The 21,334-nt window shown below is 68.5% G+C and carries 16 protein-coding genes; 13 read left to right on the forward strand and 3 right to left on the reverse strand.

The window, feature by feature from the left end:
* Positions 1-57 precede the first annotated feature (57 nt).
* Positions 58-528, reverse strand: a complete 471-nt coding sequence (locus YU1_RS29505; RefSeq protein ID WP_035715433.1) for a MarR family transcriptional regulator — start codon at positions 526-528, stop codon at positions 58-60.
* Between the two features lie 405 nt (positions 529-933).
* On the opposite strand from YU1_RS29505, the gene YU1_RS29510 reads away from it, so the two are divergent.
* The 10 genes from YU1_RS29510 (at position 934) to YU1_RS29530 (ending at position 15,449) form a co-directional block, all read left to right on the forward strand.
* Entirely contained in the window at positions 934-2,670 is a 1,737-nt protein-coding gene (locus YU1_RS29510) for a type I secretion system permease/ATPase (RefSeq protein WP_084539871.1), read from the forward strand.
* Positions 2,667-4,103, forward strand: a complete 1,437-nt coding sequence (locus tag YU1_RS29515; RefSeq protein ID WP_084539872.1) for an HlyD family type I secretion periplasmic adaptor subunit — start codon at positions 2,667-2,669, stop codon at positions 4,101-4,103. The genes YU1_RS29510 and YU1_RS29515 overlap by 4 nt, the downstream gene beginning before the upstream one ends.
* Positions 4,104-4,517: 414 nt before the next feature.
* A complete protein-coding gene (locus tag YU1_RS0114405) occupies positions 4,518-5,177 on the forward strand; it encodes a calcium-binding protein (protein WP_029004673.1) in 660 nt (219 codons plus the stop codon).
* 140 nt (positions 5,178-5,317) lie between these two features.
* Complete coding sequence (locus YU1_RS29520) at positions 5,318-7,534, forward strand: glycosyltransferase (protein WP_051356870.1); 2,217 nt, start codon at positions 5,318-5,320, stop codon at positions 7,532-7,534.
* Positions 7,531-8,355 carry a class I SAM-dependent methyltransferase gene (locus YU1_RS0114415; protein WP_029004674.1) on the forward strand — a complete coding sequence of 275 codons (825 nt, stop codon included), beginning with the start codon at positions 7,531-7,533 and terminating at the stop codon, positions 8,353-8,355. The genes YU1_RS29520 and YU1_RS0114415 overlap by 4 nt, the downstream gene beginning before the upstream one ends.
* Positions 8,352-9,632 (forward strand): glycosyltransferase family 4 protein, encoded by a 1,281-nt coding sequence (locus YU1_RS29525; protein ID WP_051356871.1) that lies wholly within the window; start codon positions 8,352-8,354, stop codon positions 9,630-9,632. Before YU1_RS0114415 ends, YU1_RS29525 begins: the two co-directional genes overlap by 4 nt.
* Positions 9,633-9,641: 9 nt before the next feature.
* Entirely contained in the window at positions 9,642-10,574 is a 933-nt protein-coding gene (locus YU1_RS0114425) for a hypothetical protein (protein ID WP_084539873.1), read from the forward strand.
* Between the two features lie 8 nt (positions 10,575-10,582).
* Complete coding sequence (locus YU1_RS0114430; RefSeq protein WP_084539874.1) at positions 10,583-12,820, forward strand: hypothetical protein; 2,238 nt, start codon at positions 10,583-10,585, stop codon at positions 12,818-12,820.
* Between the two features lie 5 nt (positions 12,821-12,825).
* Complete coding sequence (locus YU1_RS0114435; protein ID WP_084539881.1) at positions 12,826-14,205, forward strand: glycosyltransferase family 4 protein; 1,380 nt, start codon at positions 12,826-12,828, stop codon at positions 14,203-14,205.
* 35 nt (positions 14,206-14,240) lie between these two features.
* On the forward strand, positions 14,241-15,449 hold the full coding sequence (locus YU1_RS29530) for a polysaccharide pyruvyl transferase family protein (protein ID WP_035715406.1): 1,209 nt from the start codon (positions 14,241-14,243) through the stop codon (positions 15,447-15,449).
* A gap of 67 nt (positions 15,450-15,516) precedes the next feature.
* Here YU1_RS29530 and YU1_RS0114445 read toward each other — a convergent pair whose 3' ends face one another.
* Together YU1_RS0114445 and YU1_RS0114450 are read right to left on the reverse strand one after the other, a co-directional pair.
* Positions 15,517-15,831, reverse strand: a complete 315-nt coding sequence (locus YU1_RS0114445) for a DUF167 family protein (protein WP_029004678.1) — start codon at positions 15,829-15,831, stop codon at positions 15,517-15,519.
* Between the two features lie 6 nt (positions 15,832-15,837).
* Complete coding sequence (locus YU1_RS0114450) at positions 15,838-16,128, reverse strand: YggT family protein (protein WP_029004679.1); 291 nt, start codon at positions 16,126-16,128, stop codon at positions 15,838-15,840.
* Between the two features lie 564 nt (positions 16,129-16,692).
* On the opposite strand from YU1_RS0114450, the gene YU1_RS0114455 reads away from it, so the two are divergent.
* The 3 genes from YU1_RS0114455 to YU1_RS0114465 all read left to right on the forward strand — a co-directional run bounded on the left by YU1_RS0114455 (position 16,693) and on the right by YU1_RS0114465 (position 21,289).
* Positions 16,693-17,646, forward strand: a complete 954-nt coding sequence (locus YU1_RS0114455) for an acetyl-CoA carboxylase carboxyltransferase subunit alpha (RefSeq protein ID WP_029004680.1) — start codon at positions 16,693-16,695, stop codon at positions 17,644-17,646.
* Positions 17,647-17,855: 209 nt separating this feature from the next.
* Positions 17,856-19,106 (forward strand): L,D-transpeptidase family protein, encoded by a 1,251-nt coding sequence (locus YU1_RS29535; RefSeq protein ID WP_425339155.1) that lies wholly within the window; start codon positions 17,856-17,858, stop codon positions 19,104-19,106.
* Between the two features lie 377 nt (positions 19,107-19,483).
* Positions 19,484-21,289: an ABC transporter ATP-binding protein gene (locus YU1_RS0114465; RefSeq protein WP_029004681.1), complete on the forward strand. Its 1,806-nt coding sequence runs from the start codon at positions 19,484-19,486 to the stop codon at positions 21,287-21,289.
* The last annotated feature ends 45 nt before the right edge of the window (positions 21,290-21,334 follow it).

Raw genomic sequence — 21,334 nt, forward strand, 5'->3', positions numbered from 1 at the left:
GCCACTGCCGCGGGATCGCGGCGGGCAGGCCCGCCCCGGCGCGGGGCGGGCACCGGCTCAGGCGTCGCCGTAGCGCAAGGCGTTGGTCCAGACGAACTCCATCCGCCGCAGCATGGCGAAGGCCACCCCCAGGTCCCGCTCCTCGTCGGCGTCGCGCGCCACGAGCCGGTGATAGGTCTCGTCCACCCCGCGGATCATCTCGCACAGATGGCGCCCCTTGGCGTCGAGCCGGATGCGGGCGGATCGCCGGTCGCGCGCCGACGCCGTGCGCAGGATGTAGCTGGCCTCCAGGAGCTGCTTCAGGTTGTAGGAGGCGTTAGATCCCAGATAGTGGCCCCGCTCCAGCAGATCGCGCACCGAAAGCTCGTCCTCGCCGATGGTGAGCAGCAGCATGACCTGCGGTGGGCTGATGTCGTCGATGCCGAGGCGGGTCAGTTCCACCCGCAGGAGATCGCAATAGCGGCGATGGACACGCTCGATGACGCGCACGAGTTCAAGGTGGGTAACGATTTCCGCGGGCGGTAACACCTCAGGGGCCGGCTCCGGATGGTCGCATGATACAGGGGGTTCCGGGAAGTTTGCGGGGATGAGCTCGCGCCAGCGTGCGGCGAAGTCGGTCTCCGTCTCCTCGACCAAGGTCTGTTCAATCTTCTGAGTCATCACGTCGCCTTTCGTTCGAATTTATCTCGAATTTCGAACCAACCTCCCTTTGCGTAAGGCATTCCAGCATCGTTGCTGGCTATTCATTAGTCGTTCATAAGCTGTTCATTGGCGGTTCATGCCATGATCTCTCCAATATCCTATGAAGAGTAATAGCAATGTCGTCGACGATACGGCTTAATGCGGCGATGATAGGGAAAATCATCGCGAATTTGAAGATGTTTCGAGTTTCGGTCAATCTTCTTCAGCCGTCGGTAGGAAGGTGGGTATCAGATGCCTGTTCAGCGGTCCGACGCGCGTACCCTGATCAAGGATGGGCGACGCACATTCGTTGCCGGATTGGTCTATGCCGCCGCTCTGAGCGGCTTCATAACGCTGCTGCAGCTCACCGTGCCGCTGTTCATGCTTCAGGTGCACGATCGCGTGGTCAACTCCAGGAGCTATGATACGTTGGCCATGCTCGCTTTGCTGGCAGCGGGCGGCCTCCTCCTCTACGGCATCCTGGAATATATCCGGGCGCTCACATTCCAGGCCATGGCCGGCACCCTGGTGCGGCGGCTGAACCTGCCGACGCTGGAGGCGGCACTCGCCGCCTCGGTGGAGGGCGGCTCGGTCAAGGCCTCGCAGGTCCTGCGCGATCTCGCCGACCTGCGCACCTTCCTGACCTCCAGCGCCGTCGTCGCTCCGCTGGAAGGCATGTGGTGCCCCATCTTCCTGGCGGTGCTGTTCGCGCTCCACCCCTATTACGGGCTCCTCGCCATCGTATCCGCCGGTATCCTCGTGTGCCTCGGCCTGCTGTCGGACATGTTCACCCGGCAGGTCACGAAGGAAGCCAACCAGGCGCATATCGAGAACATCTCCCGTGTCAGCGCCACCCTGCGCCATTCGGAAGCCATCGAGGCCATGGGCATGCTGCCGGCGCTGGCCCGGCGCTGGCGCGCCAGCCAGGTGCATGCGGCGGACCTGTCCAACCTTGCCAACGGGCGCGGGCGCGGCATGCACGCCACCACGCGCGTGCTGCGGCTGCTGATGCAGATCGGAGCATTGTCGCTCGGTGCCTCGCTGGTGATCGAGGGCACCGCCTCGCCCGGCTCCATGATCGGCGCCACCATCATCATGAGCCGGCTGCTCGCCCCGTTCGACAGCCTCACCGACAACTGGCGCTCCTGGATCGCCGCCTCGTCCGCGTGGAGCCGGACCCGCGAACTGCTGGAAAGCCATCGCTCCAACCGCGACACGATTCCAACGCCGCCCAGCCAGGGACCGCTGGAGGTGGACGGGTTGATCTTCGTGCCGCCGGGCCGCGACCTGCCGGTGATCAAGGGGATCGGCTTCACGGTGGAGCCGGGCACCATTCTCGGCGTTGTCGGTCCGTCCGCCGCCGGCAAGTCCACCTTGGCGCGCCTCATGGTGGGCGCCGCGCGTCCCACGGCGGGCGGCATCTATCTCGACGGCCACAACGTGTATCTGTGGGAGCGCGGCTCGTTCGGCGAGATGGTCGGCTATCTGCCGCAGTCCGTTTCCCTCCTGGATGGCACCATCCGGGAAAACATCGCCCGCATGCGCGAGGCCGACCCGCGCCTGGTGATCGAGGCGGCGCGCATGGCCGGCGTGCATGAGATGATCGGCCGCCTGCCGTTGGGCTACGACACGCCCGTTGGCGACGGACGCTTCACCCTTTCCGGCGGCCAGAAGCAGCGCATCGCACTGGCCCGCGCCTTGTACGGGCGCCCGCGCATGCTCGTGCTCGACGAGCCGAACGCCAATCTCGACGCCGAGGGCGAGGCCGCGCTGATGCGCGCCATGCGTGCGATGCGCGAGGACGGCGCCATCGTGGTGGTGATCGCCCACCGGCCGGCGATCATGGAATGCGCGGACAAGCTGCTGGTGCTCCAAGAGGGCCGGATCGCCCAGTTCGGCGACCGCACCTCGGTCGTCGCGAGCCTGACGCCGGCGCGCGGAGCGGGCGGACGCAAGCAGGCCATTTCCGGCACGGGAGACGCCGCATGAGCGAAGCGGACGAATTGCTGCCCGCCACCGACACCCGGCGTGATACCCCCTGGCGGGGCGCCGCGGCGCGTCGGGCGGACATCCTTCCGCCCATCCGCGGCAAGGCCGTGGAGACCTGGTACCAGGTCCTTGAGCGGGAGGACGTCGAAACCTCGTCCAGCCTGCGCCGGCCGGTGATCGCCGGCACGGTGGCGGTGCTGCTGGGCTTCGGCGGCTTCCTGGGCTGGGCCTTTTCGGCGGATCTGGATTCGGCGGCGGTCGCGACCGGAACGGTGGTGGTGGATTCCAAGCGCAAGACCGTCAGTCATCTGGAAGGGGGCATCCTCAAGCGCCTCCTCGTGCAGGAAGGCGACGTGGTGCGCGCCGACCAGCCGGTGGCCCAACTCGACGACACCCGGGCGCGTTCCGACCTCCAGCAGTATCGCGGCAAGCGGATCGGCCTCCTGGCGAAGCTGGCGCGCCTGCGGGCCGAGCAGGGCGGTGCGGAGCAGGTGGATTTTCCCGCACCCGTCCTCGATCCCGGCAACCCCATCGCCGTCGATGTCCTCACCGCCGAGCGGCGGCTGTTCCAGCGCCGGCACGAATCCTACGACGGCAAGGTGGCGATCCAACGCAAGGAGATCGAGCAGCGGGTGGCTGAGGCCGAATCGCTGACCGCCCTCATGGAAGCGACGGACCATCAGCGCGAGTTCCTCGGCGAGCGGCTGAAAGGCATGCGTGAGCTGGCGGCGAAGGGGTTCGTCGGCAAGGCGCAATTGCTGGAACAGGAGGCGCGGCTGTCGGAACTGGTCGGGCGCTCCGGCGACTATGCGGCGCAAAAGGCCAAATCCGAAAAGGCCAAGGCGAGCGCGGAGGCCACCCTCGCCAGCATCGATTTCGACTGGCAGAGCGACGTGGCGAACCAGTTGCAGGATGCGCAATTGCAGCTGAACGAGGTGGAGAACCAGATCACCACGGCCAAGGATGTGCTGGACCGCCTCACCGTGCGCGCGCCGCAGGACGGGGCGGTGGTGAACATCCAGATGCGCACCCCCGGCGGGGCCATTCCCGCCGGGCAGGCCATCATGGATGTCGTGCCCGAGAAGGAGCTCATGGTGGTGGAGGCGCGCCTCGGCACCCGCGAGATCGTGTCGGTGCAGGTGGGTTCCAAGACCCAGGTGCGCCTCACCGCCTATGACCACCGCGTACTGGCCCCGCTGGACGGCAAGCTCTCATACGTGGCGGCGGACCAGACCATCGATCCGCAGACGCAGAACGCCTATTACGTCATCCGGGCGGAGATCGACCAGGCGCAGCTCGCCCAGCATCCTTCGGTGAGCCTTTATCCCGGCATGCCGGCCGAACTCCTGGTGCTGAAAAAGCCGCGGCGTGCGATCGATTATCTGTTCGGTCCGGTGACCGAGAGCTTCAATCGCGCCTTCCGGGAAAATTGATGCGTTGCAGCAGGTGGAGCGGCGGATTCGCCATTTCACCTGCTGTTTCGGTATTGGAAATTTCGATTTTTGAATCAAATTGATCCGGTTAATCCGGCAATATGTTCGCGAATAGAATGTAATCGTCTTGGCTAATGCCATAATAAACCTCAAAGAAATCATCTTTTTCCCTTCCTGCACGGCATCTCCTTGCGTATGATGCACTGCGTCGGAGCTGCGATACTTCGTTTTGCAGTTGCGTCATCCTCGGGCGTGAATAAACGCGTCCCCCATGGGGCGGATCAGGTCGGGTGGATTCATCCGGTTCTGCGAATCCGCCTCTGAAACCCTACGCCAGAGACATGCCGCCGCTTGGGCTCTCCCGCATGGGATCCGAAGCCAATCCGGACATGCTCTGGAACGACGGAGACAGCCATGGCGACCATTGAAGGAAGCGCCTACGACGACGCGCTTCTCGGAAGCCGGTTCCACGACGCGATCTTCGCCCATGGTGGCGACGACACCGTATTCGCCGGCGAAGGGCACGATCTGGTCTTCGGTGAGGACGGATCCGACAGCATCTTTGGCGAAGCGGGCCATGACACCTTGTTCGGCGGGGCTGGAGACGACCAGCTCTTCGGCGGCGAGGGCAACGATCTGCTGTCCGGCGGCGCCGGCAGCGATTATCTCGACGGCGGAGCCGGTGACGACCACATCCTCGGCGGCGACGGCGGCGATGTGCTCCTCGGCGGCGAAGGTGCCGACTTCCTCTCCGGCGGCGCGGGCGACGATCTTATCGCCGGCGGCGCGGGCGACGACCTCCTGATGGGCGGTCAGGGCAGCGACGTGTTCGTCTTCAGCGGCGGCGGCGGCAATGATGTCGTGCTCGATTTCAAGGCGGGCAGCGACCTGCTGGAAATCAGCAAGGGCATCAACGGCACCGACATCGGCTCGGCGGAAGACGTGGCGGCGCGTGCCACCGACGTGGGCGGCCATACGGTCATCGACCTCGGCAATGGCGATACCGTCACGCTGCACAACGTGAGTGTCGAGGACGTGCAGGACCACCCGAGCACCTACTTCCTCGTCCATTGATGACGCCGCGGCGGGGTGGCGCATCCGCCCCGCCATGGCTCGGCGCCGACCGGCACCTCCCCCCCCTGCCGGTCGGCCCTCAGCGCCCGCGAGCCAGTCTCGCGGGCGCCCGTCCCGACGTTCGATTGAGGTGACAGCCCATGCTCGAACCTGCCCGCGACGTATTCACGCCCGTGGTGCTCGGTCCGCTCCCCGCGGTTCCCGACGGCCCGCAGGTCTTCGCGCTGTCGAGCAGCGTGCTCCTTTTGGTGTGGGACGCCAATTCGCGGGTGTGGAGCAGCGGGCGGCTGGAGCCGGCCTCCGGCCCGGCGCTCGCCCCCCTCGGGGCCCTGAGGCTGCAACGCGAGGATGGCGGCACGCGCCTGCTGTTCGCCTTTCGGCGGCCCGAAGTGCCGGTGTCGCTGGCGCTGTTCGCCGGCGTGGTCGGGCAGAGCCTGGACGTGGAGGTGGACCCCAAGGGCGAGCTTCCCCTGGCCGATGCCGAGCGTCTGCTCAGCGGGCTCGTTCCGGCCGCACGGGTCTCGCTGGTTATGACCTTTCTCGACACCTGGGCGAGCATCTTCCGCCTGCGCGGCAGCCGCGCCTTTGCCCGCCTCGTCTACGGCCTCGCAAAGGCTTCCGTGGCCAAGCCCCCGGTCATGCGGGCCGTGGCCCGGCTTGATGCGCAGACCGCGCTGGTGGAAGGCGGGCTGCCGGCGGGCATGCCGCTGCCGGGCGCCCTGCACAGCATTTCTCCCGACCGCTTTTTCCGCATCTCCGGTGCGCCCCGCATTGGGGCGGCCGATGCCCGCGGCCAGCGGCGCTTCTATCTCGCGCTCGAAGGCGCGGAGGACGACCCGGAGACCTTGATCCTGCTGGCCGGGGGCAAGGGGATGACGGTGCGCCGCCTGGAGTGGCCGGCGGGCCTCGTCTCCCTGGCCCGCTGGTGGCGGGCGCAGGGCAAGCCTGATCCGGTGCTGCGCGAATATGCCGTCGGGGTCGCCGCGCAAGGCTCTCCCGCGGCCCGTGCCGCCGCCCTCGAATTGCAGCTCCAGGCGCCGCTCCAGCCCCGTGCGCTGGCCGGCAGCGCGCACCTGCCGTCGGCCGAGCTGGATCTGGCGCTCGCCACCTCCGCCGGCCTTCTTGCGGGCGGCTGGGTGCGCGATCCCCTGTCCATGGTGGCCGGCATCGACCTGATGGATGGAGAGACCTTGACGCCGCTCGGCGAGAACCGGCACGATTTCGCCGGCGTGGTGGGGCAGGGCGATGAGGCGGTTCCGGTCACCGGCTTCGCGGCACTGGCGAGCGCGGCCCTGCCGCTATTGCAGCCGCGGTTCGCGCTCAACCTGAAATCCGGAGAGCGGCATGTGCTCATTCCGCCGCCGCAGCCGGTGGATCTCGCCGAGAAGCGTTCCCGCGCGCTGAAGGCGATCCCGCCGCAATTCCTCAACGAACAGACGCTTTCGCGCTGCCTCGGCCCGGCCCTCGCCGCGATCCAGCGCGACCTGCTGGCGAGCCTTGCGCCGCCGCGGGTCCTGACCATCGGTGCGCGTCCCGCTGCCCCCGCCGTGTCCATCGTGGTGCCGCTCTATCGGGTGCTGGATTTCCTGCGTTTCCAGGTGGGAGCGTTCGCCGCCGACGCGGAGGTGCGGGCGCGCGCGGAGATCATCTATGTGCTCGATTCCCCCGAGCAGGCGGACGGGCTGGAGCATCTGCTGCGTGGCCTGCACCTGCTCTACGACCTGCCGCTCGTGCTGGTGGTGATGGCGCGCAACGCCGGCTTTGCCGCCGCCAGCAACGCTGGCGCGCGGGAAGCGCGCGGCGAGGTGGTGGCGCAGGTCAATTCCGACGTCATTCCCGTCGCCCCCGGCTGGCTCGCGCCGCTGTGCGCGGCGCTGGCGGAAGACGGTGTTGGCGCGGTCGGGCCGAAGCTGCTGTTCGACGACGGCTCCCTGCAGCATGCGGGCATGTATTTCGCGCCCGGGCCGCGCGGCCAGTGGCTCAACCACCACTTCCACAAGGGCATGCCGCGCGATTATCCGCCTGCCGCGCTCGCCCGCTCTGTGCCGGCGGTGACCGGCGCCTGCCTGCTCATGCGCCGCGCCGTGTTCGAGGCGGTCGGCGGCTTCACCGAGGATTACGTGATCGGCGACTACGAGGACAGCGACCTGTGCCTGAAGGTGCGGGCGAGGGATCTGGACGTGCGCTACGTCCCGCAGGCGGAGCTCTACCATCTGGAGCGCCGCTCCATGCAGGTGAGCCCCGATCACGGCCGGGGCACCGCGTCCGCTTATAACGCCTGGCTGCACAGCCAGCGCTGGGGTGACACCATGGGCGCGCTGATGGCGGCCGCCCCGCAGACCGGGAGCGCCGCATGAACATGCACGCCTTGCAGCGGGAGACCGCAGGCCGCCTGCCGGCGGAGACCGAATGGCTGCTGGAGCATATCGCGCAGAACCGCTTCCTGCCGCAGCCGCCCGCCGACAGCATCTTCGTGGGTGATGGCGACTACCAGGCCATCGGCGCGGAATTCCTGCGCCATTTCGTGACGCTGGGCGGCCTGCGCCGCAGCCACCGGGTGCTGGACGTGGGCAGCGGCATCGGCCGCATGGCGGTGCCGCTCACCCAGTATCTGCATCCCGAGCGCGGCAGCTACGAGGGCTTCGACCCGGTGCTGGAAGGCGTGCTGTGGTGCGCCACCACGATCACCCAGGCCTATCCGCGTTTCCGCTTCCAGAAGCTGGACGTGGCCCATGCGCTGTATAACCCCAACGGCGTGGTCTCCGGCGCGAAGCTGAGCCTGCCCTATGCGGACGCGGCCTTCGACTTCTCGATCATGGTGTCGGTGGCCACCCACCTGCCGGCGGAGGAACTCACGCGGTATGTGCGCGAGATTTCCCGCGTCCTGGCGCCCAGCGGCAAGCTGTTCCTCACCGCCTTCGTGCTCGATGAGGTGGCGCGCACGGCGGAAGGGCGCGACGCGCGTCTCGGCTTCGCGCGGGACGGGGAGGGGCCGTGCTGGTTCGCCAATCCCGAGGCGCCGCTGGCGGCGGTGGGGTTCGACGACGGCTTCATCGACACCCTGCTGCGCACCTGCGGCTTCGACATCGCGCTGAAGAGCCTCGGCCATTGGCGCGGCGTGCCGGCGGATCACTACCAGGACGTGTTCGTGGCGGTGAAGCGGGGAGGCCAACCATGAACCCGCGCATCCTCGTCGTCGCGCACAATCATCCCGACCTGCATCCCGGCGGCACGGAGATCTTCGCGCACGATCTGTTCAAGGCCTACCAGAAGGCCGGCTGCGAGGCGCTGTTTCTCGGCGCCACCAATCGCCTGCATCGCGAGGCCCGCCCCGGCACCTCGTTCCAGACCGTGGGGCGGGCCAAGGACGAGATCCTGCTGTGGGCCGGCCATTTCGACCGCTTCACCATGAGCCAGATCGACCTCTACGGCGTGGTGCCGGACCTGACCGCGCTGTTGCAGGACTTTCGGCCCGACGTGGTGCATGTGCACCACCTGCTGCTGATCGGCGCCGAGTTTCCCGCGCTGGTGAAGCGCATCCTGCCCGATGCCCGCATCATCATGACGCTGCACGACTATTATTCCATCTGCGCGCATGACGGGCTGATGGCCCGCACCAAGGACGGCCAGCGCTGCCTCGCCGCGGGTCCCGATCCCTGCCATCGCTGCTTCCCCGAGATCCCTGCCGATCGCTTCCTGCTGCGCGAGCATCATCTCAAGACGCATCTGGCCTATGTGGACCAGTTCGTCGCGCCGAGCCGCTTCCTGAAGGAGCGCTATGTGAAATGGGGGCTGGATGCGGCGAAGATCGAGGTCATCGCCAACGGCCGTCCGCTGGCTTCGCCGGCGCCGTTCCGCACCCCGCACGAAGGGCGGCGCTCATCCTTCGGCTATTTCGGCAACATCAATCCCTGGAAGGGGATGAAGGTGCTGCTGGATGCCGCCCGGCGGCTGATCGGCAGCGGGCTCGATTTCGAGCTGCGGGTGCACGGCGCGGCGCTCTATCAGAGCGAGGCCTTCACCGCCGAGATCGACCAGCTGTTCGCCGACACGGATTCCCACGTGCTGCGGCTCGGTCCCTATGAGCGCCACGAGGTGGGCCCGCTGATGTCCGCGGTGGACTGGGTGGTGATGCCTTCGGTGTGGTGGGAGAACGCCCCTCTGGTGATCCAGGAGGCGCAGATGCACCGCCGCCCGGTCATCACCAGCGGCATCGGCGGCATGGCAGAAGCCGTGCGGGATGGCGTGGACGGCCTCCACGTCTTGCCGGGCGATGCCGCCGATCTCGCCGGCATCATGCGCCGCTGTGCCGAGGATCCGGGCCTGTGGCGCCGCCTGTCCGCCGCTTCCCAGCCGCCCGCCTCCATCGATGCGGTTGCCGGTCGCTATATGGGACTGATGAGCAATAAGTCAGTCGTGTCCACGGGCACGACCCCCTCCACCGCTGCAGCGTAAGGAGACCGCATGCCTCTCGCGGAAGTCACCACGCGCCCCTCCCTTGCGACCGACGCCACCGCGTCGGCCGGTGCGCCGTCCCCGGCGCCCGCCGCGCCGCGCAAGCCGACGGTCGTGGCGGCTCCCACCCCCGTAGCCGCGGCGCCTGAACCCGCGCCCAAGGCAAAGCCGGCGGCAGCGAAGGCCCAGGTGGCTCCGCCTCCGGCGGCTGCCCCGGTCGTCGCAGCTCCGGCCGCCCCGGAGGCCGCGCTGGCCGGGCGGGTCGACGCGGTGGACAATGGCCAGCTGTTCGGCTGGGTGTGGGATCGCAACAAGCCGGAGGCTCGGCTGCTCGTCCGCGTGCTGCTGGACGGGGAGGAGGTCGCGGCGGGTGTCGCCGACAAGCCGCGCGTGGACCTGCGCCGCAACGGCATCGGCGACGGCCATCACGCCTTCACGCTCGACCTGCCGCAGAAGGCGCTGCACTCGCCGGACCGGCTGACGGTGATCGCGGTGGCGGTGGACCCCGCCGCCGAGCTGGTGCTGCGCCGGCCGTCCGCCGACGAGAAGGCGGCGGAGGCTGCGGTCGCCGCGCCCATGGCCCGGGTGCTGGACCGGCTCGACCTGCTGGTGGCGGCCCAGCGGCAATTGCAGCTCGGCCAGCGCGACACCGGCGTCAGCCTCAAGGAGGCGGCCCAGCGGCTGGATGCGCTGTCCGACAAGGAAAGCCGGCTGGAAGAGGCCCTGGACACTGTGCGCACCGGCCAGGATGGGCTCACCTTGCGCCTCGACCAGATGGAGATCTTCCTCACCCGGTTCGACAGTTCGCTGGCCGGTTTCGACAAGCGCCTGCACGCCTTGAGCGAGCAGGGGCGCAACGAGATCAAGCCGCAATTCTTCGCCCTGGCGGTGCTCATCGGCATGGGCATCGGCCTTGCCCTCGCCATTGGCCTGAAGATCTGAGGACGCGCATGCCGGATCCCCACTCCCCCAACCGCCCCCCTTCCGAGCGCGCCGCCGATCGCGCGGTGCCGGATGCCGTTGGGCTGCCGCTGGATGGCGAGACCGCCCTGGTGGCGGCGGTTGACGAGGGGCTGGCACTCATCGCCGGCATGGGCGAACTCCCGGCCAGCGTGCAGGCGTTGCTGAATGGCGATCCCAGCGCGGCCACCCAGGCGGCCACCGTGTGCTGGCGGCGGGCCGATGCGCCGAACGAGATCCGGTCCGGCTTCTGCGCGCTGGTCCCCTTGGCGGCGCTGGGGCGGGGACGGCTCAGTTCCATCGTGTTCCGCAGCCCCGGTCACCCGGCGCGCTATGCCTTCGCCCGCCGCCCGCTCTCCCTGGAGGCGGCCTTGCAGGCGGTGGCGGAGGATGCCGGCCCGTCTGCGTCCGTGGTGGTGGACGGCATCGTGGAAGCCCTGCTGGCGGGCAAGCCGACGGCACGCCGTCTGCGCGCCGTGGCGGCCATGGCGCAGGCGGTAGCGCGGCCGGACGGCTTCGTGGAAGTGATGGGCGCGGACGAGGACGGCGACATCTTCCTCCAGGGCTGGACCGCCGATCTGGTGCCGGGCCGGGCCCGCGTGCTCGCCATCGGCACCGAGCCGGTGCTGGCCGAACTGGACAGCGCCTCATTCCCGCGCGAGGACCTGGCGGGCCGCAGCCGGGGCTTTGCCGGCATCATGGTCGCGCCGGACAAGCCCGAGACCGGCAAGCTGCAGAAGATCCTGTTCCGTGCCCGCGACGGCTGGCGGGCGGTGGCGGTGTACGAGCGCCGGGTGCTGCTGGAGCCGCGCGACGTGCCGGCCCATGTGCGCGCCGTGCTGCCGCGCCTCACCGCGCCCACCGACGTTCTCGCCAAGCTGAAGGACGCCGCCAACCGCTTCGACGGCCGCGATACGGTGAGCGACCTCAAGCTGCCGGTCCGCCTCGGCATCGACTTCGCGCTCATGGTGGATGGCGGCGGCGTGCTGGTGTCCGGCTGGCTGGTGGATTGCGAGGAGCACGTCCGCGGGGTCTCGCTCAAGGTGGGCAAGAGCGGCGCGCGCATCGATGAAGGCTGGACCCGCCAGCCGCGCCCGGACGTGACCCGCGCCTTCCTGTCCGATCCGCTGTTCGCGGCCCTGGATCCCAATCGCCATGCGCATGGCTTTCTGGCCTTCGCCCCCCGTGTGGCGGGCCATGCGCGCGATGCGGCCTATCTCGAACTGACGCTGGACAGCGGCCCGGCCTACCGGCCGCTGCCGCTGACCCGGGCGACGCCCCGCCAGGTTCTGGCCCGCCTCTCCGCCGCGGTGGAGCCGCGCTCGGTGGCGGCGGCTCATGTGGTGGAGCGCCAGCTCGGCCCCATGGTGCAGTCGCTGGAGCGGCGGCCGGCGGCCAGCCGGGTGATGAGCGAGGCGGCGGGCTTCGACGGCGCCGCGCCGCTGGTGATCGTGGTCGGCGTCGACGAGGGCGCGGCCCAGGCTGGCGTTCTGCTCTCCCTGCTCGCGCTGGAGCCCGCCACCCGTGCCCTGCCCATCATTGTGGCGGTGCGCGAGGATGGTTTCGACGATGTGGCGGCCGAGGTGCGCCGGCTCGCGGATTTCTACGGCCTGCGCCTGCGCCTGGTGCGGGCGGACGGAGCCGAGGACGTATGCGACGCCCTGGAGGCCGGGGTGCGTGCGAGCACGGCGGAGCATCTGCTGCTGCTCTGCGCCCATGTGCTGCCGCGCGCCAACGGCTGGCTGCCGCGCCTGGAGCGGGCCTATCGCGCCCGTGGCGGCCGATGCCTCGTATCGCCCACTCTTCTGTTCGAGGACGATTCCGTCCGCTGGGCCGGTACCGTGCTCGATGGCGAGGGCGCGGCGCGTGGCCTGAACGACCGGCTGGTGGGCTATCCCCGCGCCGCAGTGCGCGGGGCCGAGCCGATGGAGGTGACGGCCGGCACGGTGGAATGCTGCATCCTGCCGCGTTCCGCCTTCGAGGCGGTGGAGGGCTTCACGCGCGGCTATCTCGGCATTGCCGAGAAGCGGCTCGATCTCGCCCTCAAGCTCAGGCTGGGCGGAACGCCCTCGGTCTGGGTGCCGGATGTGGAAATGGTGTGCGCCGACGAGACCAGCGAAGGCGCGGCCGGGTCGGCCGCGGCGTCCTGGCACGGCCTGGTGCGCCGGGTGGACCGCTGGGCCTTCGACCGGCGCTGGTCCCTCGCGGTGGCGAACATGCGGAGCTGATGACCATGAATGCGCAGCCCAACCCGTCCTCCCCCGTGCCCGCGATCCCGGTGCCGTCCGAAAGCGTCGGCGAGGACCTGCGCGTGCTCGTCGTCTCCCATGCCCACCCCAGCTATTCGCTGGGCGGGGCGGAGGTGGCCTCGCACAATCTGCACAAGGGGCTGAACGCGGTGGGCGGGGCATCGTCGCGCTATCTGGCGCGGGTGGCGAGCCCGGTGCCGCGGCACGGCGCCTCCGCATTGATGAGCCTGCGGCAGAATGACGACGAGATCCTCTATCACGCGGACGATTACGACCATTTCCTGCTGTCGAACCGCAACACCGACGACATAAGGCGGGATTTCCTGCGCTTCGTCACCGATGTCCGCCCGGACGTGGTGCACTTCCACCACATCCTCGGCCTGGGCCTGGAGGCCCTGTTCGCGGTGCGCGATGCGCTGCCGGACACGCGGATCGTGGTCACGTTCCACGAATTCCTGTCCATCTGCCACCACCATGGGCAGATGGTGAAGACGGCGGGCATGAAGCTGTGCCAGCGCGCCTCGCCGACCGAGTGCCACGCCTGCTTCCCCGACATTTCGCCCGCCCGCTTCCTGCAGCGCGAGCGCTTCGTGCAGTCCATGCTGGAACTGGCCGACCACTACGTCTCGCCGAGCCACTTCCTGGCCCAGCGCTTCGTCGACTGGGGGCTGGACGCGGATCGGATGTCGGTGATCGAGAACGGGCTCGACATCGCCGAGGCGGCGCCGCCCCGGCCTCTGACCGGCCCGGCCAAGCGACGCGGCAGCTTCGCCTATTTCGGCCAGATGACCCCCTACAAGGGCGCAGACGTGCTGCTGGACGCGGTCGGCCGCGTGCCGGAGAGCGTGTGGGGCGAGGACGCCCGCATGATGATCTTCGGCGGCAATCTGGAGCGCCAGCCCCAGGCCTACCAGAACAAGATCGCCGCGCTGGTGGAGAAGGCGGGCGATCGCGTCCGCTTCTACGGCTCCTACCAGAATGCGGAGATGCCGCGGCTGATGCGCTCCGTGGACTGGATGATCATGCCGTCGGTGTGGTGGGAGAACTCGCCGGTGGTGATCCAGGAGGCCTTCTTCCACGGCCGTCCGATCATCTCCTCCAACATCGGCGGCATGGCGGAGAAGATCCGCGACGGCATCGATGGCCTGCATTTCCGCGCCGGCAGCGCCGAGGACCTGGCCGACCGGCTGGTCGAGGCGCTGACCGACGACACGCTGTGGGAGCGCATGCGCCGCGGCATCCGCAAGCCGGACAGCCATCTCGATTTCGCCCGCACCCATCTCGATCTCTACCGGCGCCTGCGCGCGCAGCGTCCGGATGTCCCCAGCGTCCCGGCACCTGAGGCCGTGGCGCGCACCGCCTGAGGTTTTGAACCTCGGAAATCCAGAGGGAGGCACGAATGGCCCGCGTACTCGTCATGATCCCGTCGGGGGAAGTCTACGACCACGACTGCGTCCGCTGGTACAATTACAAGGATGTCCAGCGCAGCATCGACCACTACCACAACATCGGCGACGCCTTCGTGTTCGATTCATCGCTGAAGCTGATGAATTTCGACAAGCTCGGCGTGCTGCCCATCGCCAATCCGAACATGGACGACATCGACCGGCTGCGGGAGGAGTATGACTACGTCTTCCTGCGGGGCTCGAACTACGTCCACAACCACATGAAATGGCAGCGCACCATCGAGGTGCTCAAGCGCCTCAAGCTGCCGGTGATTGCCTATGGCATCGGCGCGCAGGCGCCGGTGAAGGGCGAGATGGAGCTGTCGGAGGAGACCAAGACGGTGCTCCACATGATGGCCGACAGCTCCGCCTCCATCGGCGTGCGCGGCGCCTATTCGGCGCAGGTGCTGTGGGACATCGGCATCCGCAACATCCGCATCGTCGGCTGCCCCACCGCGTTCCGCCGCAACGACCCGAATCTGGCCATCACTTTGCCGGCGCTGGAGGACGTGAAGCAGGTGGGCATCACCTGCCGCCGCGAGGTGTCGCCGGCCTATGCGCAGGACATCAAGCGCTACCTCACCTTCCACCGCGACTTGGTAAAAGAGTGCGCCAGCCGCTGGGACGTGGTGCTGATGGCCCAGGGCGAGGTGGAGGAGAAAAAGATCGTGTTCGGCACCGCCGAGCAGCGGGAAGAAGCCATCGCCGCCCTGAAGGCCAACAAATGGGTGTCCGACTGGTATTGGGACGACGAGATCGAGAAGCTCCACCGCGAGCGGCTGTTCTACTCGGACGTGGTGGCCGACTACGAGTCGCTCGTGCAGCAGAAGGATCTGGTGCTCGGCTATCGCCTGCACGGCAACCTGATGGCCCTCTCCAACGGCACGCCGTCGATCTATTTCACCTACGACAGCCGCACGGTGGAGTTTGCCGAGACCTACCAGATCCCCAGCTACGACGTGTTCTCCAAGAAGGAGTTCAAGCTGGAGGACTATTGGGACCAGGGCTTGTTCAACAAGTTCAACCGCGCCTGGGCCATGACCTATCGCGAGCAGAAGACCTTCCTCGACGAGAACGGCGTGGACAACAAGATGGTGGACACCCGCCACACGCCCGCGCCGTGGACGCTCGGCGAGGAAGCCCCCGAGCGCAAGGTCGCCTGATCGGCGCATGCCTCGCCCGGACGGCCCGCCTCGGCGGGCCGTTTGCGCTTCCGCGACGGTGGGAAAATCAGAGGGCGGCGACGGCGGCTTCGAGCGTCGCGCGCAGGCGGGCGGCATCACCCGAAATGCGGAACACCTTGAGGCGCGCGGTCGCGCCGGAGGCGAGGCGCACGGCGGACGGGGCAACGCCCGCCGCACCGGCGAGCACCTTCGCCACGGCGGCCGTGGCGGCCCCGTCCTCCGGTGCCGCGCGCACGCGGATCTTCAGCACCTCTCGCCCATCGGACAGGACCACCGCGCCGTCGAGCGCGTCGCGCCCGCCTTTCGGGGTCGCGCGGACGCTGACCTCCAGGCCGTCGGCGGCCTCGCGCCAGAAGGGCATCGCGGCTCAGAACACGTAAGGGTAGATGTAGAGCCCGATCACCCGCTCGATGAAGAAGATGAGCAGGATCAGCACCATCGGCGAGAGGTCGATGCCGCCGAGGCTGGGCAGGATCGAGCGGATCGGCGCCAGCACCGGCTCGGTGATGCGGAAGACGATCTCGGTGATGGTGCGGACCACCTGATTATAGGGGTTCACCACATTGAAGGCGATCAGCCAGGACAGCACCGCTGCGATAATCAGAACCCACACATAGAGCTGAAGGACGAGCAGGATGACGTCGAGAAGGGCGCGCATGGGGGCAAGGGTCCTCGTCTGGCTCGCCCGGAGCGCCGCGCCTAGCCGGCGGTGCCCTCGGGCGATGCAACATCGCTGCGCAGCAATAACCGGGGAGGGGGCGTGCGAACAAGGCTGATCGCACGCGAGCCTGCCGGAAGGTCGCGTGCGTGATCAGGTCGCGCCGGCGGCGGGTTGGACCGGACGGGAGCGGCGCCCGTGGGCCTGGCTACCCGGAGGTCGCATCGCCATCGTGCGGGTGGTCAGGGGAGGGCAGCGTTCCGCTGCCGGGGGTCTTCGACGGATCGGTCAGTTTCGGCTTCGCATGAGGCCCGGCGGCCGGCGGTTGGCTCGGGCGCGACGGCTTTCCCTGGCGCGACGCCTTGTCCTCGCGGTCCGGCTTGTCTCCCTGCGGCATGATGCATCGCTCCCGTGGTCTCAATTCTGACAACGCCGCACCCCACATAAGGGTTGCCTCTTCGTTCCGGGGATAGGGCGTGCGGCTTGACTCCCCGCGGCGCGGGGGGCAGCTTCCGCGCGCCCCAAGGCGGGGGGCGGATGTCATCTCAAACCCCATGGGCGTGCATGCGTAGCTATTTGGACTTCGAGAAGCCGGTGGCCGAGCTCGAGGCGAAGGTGGAAGAACTGCGCGCGCTGTCCTCGCCGGACGACGGGGTGAGCATCGCCGACGAGGTTCAGCGCCTTGAAGCCAAGGCCAGCGAGGCCCTCAGCCAGCTTTATTCCAGCCTGACGCCCTGGCAGAAGACCCTGGTGGCGCGCCATCCAGCGCGGCCGCACTTCGGCGATTTCGCCGCCGGGCTGTTCACCGATTTCACGCCGCTGGCCGGCGACCGGAAATATGGCGAGGACGAAGCCATCATCGGCGGCTTCGCCCGGTTTCGCGGCGAGGCGGTGTGCGTGCTGGGCCATGAAAAGGGCTCCACCACGGAGACCCGCATCCGGCACAATTTCGGCATGGCGCGCCCCGAGGGCTACCGTAAGGCGGCCCGCATTATGGAACTGGCGGACCGTTTCGGCCTGCCGCTGATCTCGCTGGTGGATACCGCCGGCGCCTATCCGGGCATCGGCGCGGAAGAGCGCGGCCAGGCCGAGGCTATCGCCCGCTCCACCGATGCCTGCCTGGCGCTCGGTGCGCCCAATGTGGCGGTGGTCATCGGCGAGGGCGGCTCGGGCGGTGCCATCGCCATCGCCACGGCGAACAAGGTGCTCATGCTGGAGCATGCCGTCTACAGCGTCATCTCGCCGGAAGGGGCAGCCTCGATCCTGTGGCGCGACACCGCCAAGGCGCAGGATGCCGCCACCAACATGAAGATCACCGCGCAGGACCTGCTCAAGTTCGGTGTCGTCGACGGCATTGTGCGGGAGCCGGTGGGCGGCGCCCATCGTGATGCCAAGGCGGCGATCGCAGCCACCGGCGATGCCATCGCCGAGGCATTGGCCTCTCTTGCCGGTCTCGACGCGGACGCCGTGCGCAAGGCGCGGCGGGCGAAGTTCCTGGCCATTGGCCGCACGCTGTAAACCATAGTTCCAGATAGTGGTGGGCAGTGCCGCCGGAAGGAAGCCCGACGCAAGGGAACAATCGCATCTTGGCCGCAATTGCCGGTTCACCTGCCGCAAAGAGCGATGGTTCTTCCGCGATTTCGCCATCTTGCGGTAACCCGCCGGCAAGGGTAGACAGCGCTAGAATTCTCGCTCACCGCGCCCGGATCGGACCCAGGAGTTCCGTGTTGAGCCGTCCGCTTCAGATTTTCTCCCGCGCGCGCCTGGCGGCCATGGCTGCCGCAATGTCGCTCGCGCTGGCCGCCTGCAATGGTCAGGGGTCGGATGTTTCGGCGAGGGCCAGGCAGCCGCTCTCGCCGCAGATGCTGTCGCTGATGTCCGAGAAGGACATGGCGCCGCCGAGCCCCATCCTGGTGCGGGTGTTCAAGGAAGAATCCGAGCTGGAGGTCTGGAAGACCAAGAGCGACGGCACCTACGCCCTGCTCAAGACCTATCCCATCTGCCGCTGGTCGGGCGAGCTCGGGCCCAAGGTGAAGATTGGCGACCGTCAGGCGCCCGAGGGCTTCTACACCATCACCCCGGGGCTGATGAACCCGAACTCCAGCTACTACCTCTCGATCAACACGGGCTTCCCGAACGCCTTCGACAAGTCCTACGGGCGGACCGGCGAATTCCTGATGATCCACGGCGACTGCTCGTCGGCCGGCTGCTACGCCATGACGGACGAGCAGATCGCCGAGATCTTCGCCCTGGCGCGCGAGTCGTTCGCGGGCGGGCAGCGCTCGTTCCAGATCCAGGCCATGCCCTTCCGCATGACGCCGCAGAACATGGCGCGCCACCGCAACAATCCGAACATGGCGTTCTGGCGCAACCTCAAGCAGGGCTACGACCATTTCGAGGTCACGCGCCAGGAGCCGAAGGTGGACGTGTGCGGGCGCCAGTATGTGTTCGACGCCCAGGCGCCCCTCGGCCAGTCCTTCAACCCCGCTGCGGCCTGCCCGAGCTATACGGTGCCCCCCGCCATCGCCAGCGCGGTCAGCGCCAAGCAGCGTGCCGACGACGCCAAGATGGCCGAACTGGCTCCCAATACGCCCGTCGCCCCCGTGCGCACCGGCCGCGACGGCGGCATGAACCCCATCTTTCTCGCCAAGCTGAACGGCGAGGAGAACAGCACCGCCCGTCTCGCCTATGGCAGCAGCAGCGTGCCGGCCTTCGATCCGGCCAACGTGCGCCCGCCGAAGTCCGACGCGGAAATCGCGGCCAGCACGCCCGCGGCGGCCAATCGCCCGACAGCGCTCGCGGCCCGGCCGGGGGCGCCGGAAGTCGCCGCAACTGCGCCCGGCACGCTGCCGGCCACCACGGCCAATGACGCCGTGCGGAGGCAGACGCAGACTGCCAGCGCCGATAGCGGTGCCGCGCAGGCGTCCGTGCTGATGGGCGCAACGCCCATCGTCTCGCCCGGCGGCTTCGGCCAATAGGCCGAGCCAAGACATTGAATTGCAAGGCCCGGTGCGTTTCGCGCGCCGGGCTTTTGCGTCTGGCGCCACCCCCTCGCGCGCGGGGCCCGGCCATCTGGCGCTCACGGCTTCGGGACCGGCCGGCGCAGCCCACGGCTTGACCTGACGTCGCGCCAGGGTCTACCAAGGCGCTCCTGTCAACCCACCGAGGAGGGGCCGATGGTTCGTATCACGCCCCCGCGGGGGAGTTAGCCGGGTCGCATTTCGACGCCGGTTCGCGGTCGCCCAGGCGGCTCGCTTCGCTGTCTTCCAGCGCATCGTCAGCGGCCCATGGGGCCTGCCGAACATCCCCAGTTCCATCAGAAGGCCGGTGCGCGCGTGCGCCGCCGGGCATGATCATGTCGCTCTTGCGTCATACCAAGCGCTCAGGCGCATTCCGTCTCGTCTTTGGCTTTCTCTGGGGGCATTGGCGCCTCCAGCCGAGGGTGATCGCCGCCATCATCGGCGTGATCTCGCTGTCCACGCTGTGCGAGGTGCTGGTGCCGCTCTATGCGGGCCGTCTCGTGGACGCCCTTGCTGCCGCCGAGGGCGTGCCCGGCGAGGCCGCCCGTCTTGCCGCCCGCGCGACGGCTACCGAGGCATTCCTGATGATCCTCGGGCTTGGGCTCGGCATGGTGGCGCTGCGCCATGCCGCCTTCGTCGGCATTGTGCGCCTGACGCTGGTGATGATGTCCGACATCGCCCAGGAGGCGTTCGCCCGCGTCCAGCGCTTCTCTTCCGACTGGCATGCCAATGCCTTCGCCGGCTCCACGGTGCGCAAGATCTCGCGGGGCATGTGGTCGCTGGACCTGCTGAACGACACCCTGCTGGTGGCGCTGCTGCCCTCGGTCACCGTTCTGGCGGGCGCGGCGGTGATGTTGTGGCTGCAATGGCCGGTGCTTGGAATGGTCGTGGCTGGTGGCGCCGTGGTGTTCATCGGCATGACGGTGGCGCTGTCCATCGCCTATGTGGCGCCTGCGGCCCGCCTGTCGAACGCCTGGGACACCCGCGTGGGCGGCACGCTGGCCGACGCCATCGGCTGCAACGCGGTGGTGAAGGGGTTCGGCGCCGAGGCGCGGGAAGAGGGGCGGCTGGCCCGCGTGCTGCGCAAGTGGAACACCCGCACCCGCCGCACCTGGATGGCGGCCACCTGGAGCGGCACGGCGCAACTGTTCGCGCTCCTGCTGCTGCGCACGGCCATCATCGGCACGGGCCTCATCCTGTGGTGGCAGGGGCAGGCGACGCCGGGCGAGGTGGCCTACATGCTCACTACCTATTTCGTGGTGCACGGCTATCTGCGCGACGTGGGCTTCCATGTGCACAACCTGCAGCGCTCGGTGAACGACATGCAGGAACTGGCGGAGATCCATGCGACCGAGGTCACCATCGCCGACAAGCCCGGCGCAGTGCCGGCGATGGTGGCGAGCGGACGGATCATGTTCGACGCCGTGCGCTTCCACTATGCCGGGCATGAGACGCCGCTCTATGACGGCTTGTCGGTGGCGATCGCTGCCGGCGAGCGCGTCGGCCTCGTCGGGCCGTCCGGGTCGGGCAAGACCACCTTCGTCAAGCTGATCCAGCGGCTGTACGACGTGACCGGCGGCCGGGTGCTGGTGGACGGGCAGGATGTCCGCGATGTCACGCAGGGCAGCCTGCGCCGACAGATCGCCGTGGTGCAGCAGGAGCCGATCCTGTTCCACCGCACGCTGGCGGAGAACATCGCCTATGCCCGGCCGGACGCCAGCCGGGCCGAGATCGAGCGGGCGGCGCGCCTTGCCAATGCGGAGGACTTCATTGCCCGCCTGCCGCGCGGCTACGCCACCCTGGTGGGCGAGCGCGGCGTGAAGCTGTCCGGTGGGGAGCGCCAGCGGGTGGCCATTGCCCGCGCCTTCCTGGCGGATGCGCCCATCCTGATCCTGGACGAGGCTACCTCCAGCCTTGATTCGGAATCCGAGGCGCAGATCCAGGAGGCCATGGAGCGCCTGATGGTGGGCCGGACCACGCTGGTCATCGCCCACCGCCTGTCCACCGTGCGCACGCTCGACCGCCTGCTGGTGTTCGATCGCGGCCGCATCGCGGAGGAGGGGACGCCCGAGGCGCTGCTGCGGCTGGAGGGCGGCATCTACCGCCGCCTGCACGCGCGCCAGTCACTGGACTTCGCCTGAGCCGGCCGTCCCGCCCCCCGCAAAAGAAAAGCCCCGGACGGATCA

Origin of the sequence: Azorhizobium doebereinerae UFLA1-100, from assembly GCF_000473085.1 — a bacterium.
In the GTDB taxonomy this organism is placed as follows: domain Bacteria; phylum Pseudomonadota; class Alphaproteobacteria; order Rhizobiales; family Xanthobacteraceae; genus Azorhizobium; species Azorhizobium doebereinerae.